This window comes from uncultured Dialister sp. (assembly GCF_900541605.1).
Lineage (GTDB): Bacteria > Bacillota > Negativicutes > Veillonellales > Dialisteraceae > Dialister.
Genome location: NZ_UQKJ01000160.1, coordinates 1 through 3,858, shown reverse-complemented (window position 1 = coordinate 3,858; position 3,858 = coordinate 1). Strand labels below are relative to the sequence as shown.

4 protein-coding genes are annotated in these 3,858 nt (G+C 49.0%); all 4 read right to left on the bottom strand.

Features of this window, described 5'->3' with window-relative positions:
* Positions 1–527 precede the first annotated feature (527 nt).
* Positions 528–1,103, bottom strand: coding sequence for a hypothetical protein (locus QZR21_RS08515; protein ID WP_296974937.1), 576 nt, complete (start codon positions 1,101–1,103; stop codon positions 528–530).
* Positions 1,104–1,324: 221 nt separating this feature from the next.
* Positions 1,325–1,816: an SEL1-like repeat protein gene (locus tag QZR21_RS08510; RefSeq protein WP_296100252.1), complete on the bottom strand. Its 492-nt coding sequence runs from the start codon at positions 1,814–1,816 to the stop codon at positions 1,325–1,327.
* 36 nt (positions 1,817–1,852) lie between these two features.
* Complete coding sequence (locus QZR21_RS08505; protein ID WP_296100248.1) at positions 1,853–2,155, bottom strand: hypothetical protein; 303 nt, start codon at positions 2,153–2,155, stop codon at positions 1,853–1,855.
* Positions 2,152–3,495, bottom strand: coding sequence for a prolyl oligopeptidase family serine peptidase (locus QZR21_RS08500; protein WP_296100250.1), 1,344 nt, complete (start codon positions 3,493–3,495; stop codon positions 2,152–2,154). The genes QZR21_RS08505 and QZR21_RS08500 overlap by 4 nt, the downstream gene beginning before the upstream one ends.
* Between the last annotated feature and the right edge of the window lie 363 nt (positions 3,496–3,858).

The following is a 3,858-nucleotide window of genomic DNA, read 5'->3' as shown; positions in this document are numbered from 1 at the left end:
TCGTTCGCTGTACTGTTCAGTTTTCAAAGAATCATCGCTCTTCAAGCGACTTGATCATCTTACCACGACTTTTCGTTTTTGTCAAATCCTTTTTTCAAGGGATTTTCAAGAACTTTCGTGGGCTGCCATGTGACAGCTTTTAGATAATATCACGTTTGCTTTACCTTGTCAACTCCCTGTAATTTCTTACCGGCCGCTCTCAAGTTCAAGCGTATGTTATTATAACAACCTGTCAGTTTTGTGTCAAATCCTGTAATGACCCCGCTTTCCGTTTTTCAGGCTGCTGTTAATTCTAAAGTACACTTTACGTGTGTAAATAGTGTGTGCTTTTTCTTTTGAATGGATTTATATATTGTATCTTTTATTACTTTTTTTACCTGATTTTACTGTCAAATCTCATACTTGTCTCTTTCCTCGGGCATAAAATAGATGCATATAAACTTTTTCAGACTATCTTCAACTGACTTTACAATTTTTTCTTTTCCATAAAAAAAGTGCCCCCCCATGGAGCACTTTATGATTTTCTTTCAGGACTTGAGGGTCCCGGTAAAGGTATTTGTCTTACTGTCGTACTTCAGGACATAGTCCTCCTTCGTCCCTCCCGCTGTCAGGTGGAGAAGCAGTTCTTTTTTACCCACCTCAAAGGATGCGCTGTCGGCAGTATCCTTTAGGGAAGACGCCGTAAAGAGGGACGTGAAATTTCCCTTACTGTAGGAAATGATCTGTGTTCCTGCGGGGGTTCCAGTTTCCACCAGATAATATCTTCTCCCCGTATCCGTATTGATAAGCGGCGTGATGGTAAGTTTTGCATCGGTGTAACCATGTCCGTCGCTGCTGGTACCGGATGTGACTTTGACAGGAAGGGAGGAAAGGGTCAGTTTATTGCCCGACTCCCCCACGGAAAATATCAGATCGGCGCTTCCGGTTTCGCCGGATGTCATTCCTACGTCAAGCCGCTGCTCCGATGACAGGGATGTATGAAAGGCTGCTTCTCCCTGGTTGACGGCCAGGATGGTACTGTCCCCGGCGGCCCAGTTAGCCGATGCACCGGCGGTGAGAAGGATGGAAAATAGGGCTGCGGATATCAATGCTTTTTTCATCATACTGTCCTCCTTGGTCATACAGTTTGTTTTCTCTATTATACGGTAAAGAAGGACGTCATGCCAATTGCGGTTTGTCGAGCTGTTGGTATTCGGTGCTGGCGTATAGAGTCACTCGCACGGGGCAACTAGCTTCTAGCAGCTAGAAGCCCTGCACGAATGACTCTATCCATCAGCGCCGCTCAACAGCTCGACAAACTGAAATATCGCTATTTCCCGGCTGCTTATGTATCCTGCTTCGGGAAATCTACGGTGAAGCCATTCCAGGTGTAGGTCTCCCTGTCTCCGGGAAGCGTTTTTTCCAGATTAACGGCTGCACTATCCCCCGGCCGTACGGCGCCGCGGTCATAGATAATCGTACCCGACGCATCTGCGGCCGCCTTTTGGGGGCCATGGCCGGAAGTCTTTGATGGTTCACAGGCAAGATCCGGCAGGATGCCATGGATGGCCGCTTCATAATACCTGTCGAAAACGGACCCATCCTTTTTTCCCGGGCCGCCGTACAGGGTATCGAAGGAGGAGCGCACTTTTTCCAGATGTTCCATATTTTCAGCAAATTCCGGAAGCGTAATATTGAGCACAATTTTATTATCAAAAAGGAATTCGTCCCCGATGAAATCAGTGCGGTCAGCGGATTTCCCATACCAGTAGGCGGCCTTTGCATAGTCCACCGGCATGCCTTCCCCTTTTTCATACATCCGGCCCAGCCGGTACATGGATGTCACATCTCCCTTTTGGGCTGCTTTTTCATACTATTTCCTGGCTTCCCCATAATTTTGGGGCAGGCCTTGTCCGTTTTCATAACAGAGCCCGATATACCGGGCCGCCTTCATGTGGCCCATGCGGTCCGATTCGTAGAAATAGGGCAGTGCTTTTTCATAGTCACCCTGCCGGTAAGCTTCGACGCCTTTATCCAGAATCTCCCTGTCCAGGAGAGAACGGGGCACATGGGCTGCCGGTACCGTTGGTATATCGGCAGATACTCCTTCCGGCAGGACGAAAAAGAAAGAACCGAAAAGGGCGGCAGCAGCCACAAGTGCAATCCTCTTTTTCATTTGTTTTCCTCCTTCTTCTGTTCAAAGAGCCAGTCCCTGACGGTTTCCAGGTTGTAGGCCACGGACCAGGTATACATGTGGTTACCATCTTTAAAGACCGTGAAATGCATGGGATACCCCGTATCTTTTAACGCCTTTGCCTTCGTTTCCAGGTCAGCCCAGGGTCCCTTGGTATCCCAGAAGGTGCCGTCTTCCGCCACCTTCGTGCCCAGGGACTTCCAGAGAGATACGGCGGAGCTCATACCGGGATAGGCCTTGTTATCCCCCTCTGACACGATGATCCACAATTTTTTATCCTTCATGGCCTTCATTTCGTCCACATTCCACTGGCAGGCCACCAGAAGCTGGGCTGCAAAGAAATCGGGGTATTTATCACTGATGGCAATATTAGCCATGCCTCCCTGGGACTGGCCCATGCCGTAGATGCGATCCGTATCTACAGCGTATTTCTTCGATACGTCAAAAATGAGATCTGACGTCAGGGTAAGTCCCGGAGTCCAGGTATTGGAATCGGTGGTCATCATGCCGATCTCATTGATGAGGTTATCGGTGTAATGGGGAATAAGGATAATGCATTCATGCTTTGCCTGTTCCTCCGGTTCTGCCCAGATGGTGCCGCCATTTCCCTGGTACAGGGAGGTCTTAGGATCGTTCGTATCCACACTGGCATCACCGATAAAGACCACCAGGGGATATTTTTTCGCGGGGTCATAGTTTTTGGGCAGGTACAGGTTATAGGGCATGGAATAGCCGGTAGAAGGATCCTTATATACATACTGTTTGAAAGAATCCAGCATGGGCTCTTCCACTTTCGATGCCTTCACAAATTCTCCCGGTGTATACAGATTATCCTTCGGTGAAAGGATATACCCCTTCTGCTTTACAGAAATAGAAAGGTCCGGAGCCACCCGATTGGAATGCATGGGAGCATCCCCTCCCGGAGCTCCGCCTTTGGGTCCATTTCCGTTATCGTTATCCTTCTTTGCCCGGGAAGAAAGATTCCCAAAGAAAGATTCATTGCTGTATTTGAATTGGAGCACCACGTAGGGTCCAGCCATTTCCCTTCCTGCCGCAGAAGCCTCATCACTGACCCAGGCCTTCTCAATGGTCTTTCCCGGAACTTCAAAGGTATCGGTGGAAATAGAGCCGGGCACCAGTTTTTCCGGATATGCCAGAATGGAGGACGCCGTCTTTTCTCCGTCTCCATAGACCTTCGCCACTCCCGTCACCGATTGGATCCCTTCAGAAGAAGAGTAGGCTCCGGTCTCCACGGGCAGGGCCCCCAGGAAAAGGGAAGTCCCCATGAGAGAAGCAAGACATAATTTTTTCCATGTTTTCATAGAATCACCTCAGAAAAATAAAAAACGCCATGCCAAAACGGCAAAGCGTTGATTTTGCTGAATCCAGCGAGCTCCAAACCAGCCCTGTTCATTTGGCGTCATTTTACCACACCGGTGACTTGCGGTCAAGGAAGGACTATTGCGGTTTGTCGAGCTGTCTGATGAATAGAGTCATTCGTGCGGGGCTTCTAGCTACTAGCCTCTAGCTTCTAGGAAAGCTCTACAGCCTACGGCACGAATGACTGGCGGAAATATCCAGGGAAAAGCGCCGCAGGCGGATCAGCTTTCCTAGCTGCTAACAGCTAGAAGCTAGGGAAGCGCTGATTAATTCGCAGAGTCCGATTATACATGTATTTTCATGCA

Coding starts and splice junctions, on each gene's coding strand:
- QZR21_RS08500 (WP_296100250.1), bottom strand. CDS start 3,495: ATGAAAACATGGAAAAAATTATGTCTTGCTTCTCTCATGGGGACTTCC.
- QZR21_RS08505 (WP_296100248.1), bottom strand. CDS start 2,155: ATGAAAAAGAGGATTGCACTTGTGGCTGCTGCCGCCCTTTTCGGTTCT.
- QZR21_RS08515 (WP_296974937.1), bottom strand. CDS start 1,103: ATGATGAAAAAAGCATTGATATCCGCAGCCCTATTTTCCATCCTTCTC.
- QZR21_RS08510 (WP_296100252.1), bottom strand. CDS start 1,816: ATGTACCGGCTGGGCCGGATGTATGAAAAAGGGGAAGGCATGCCGGTG.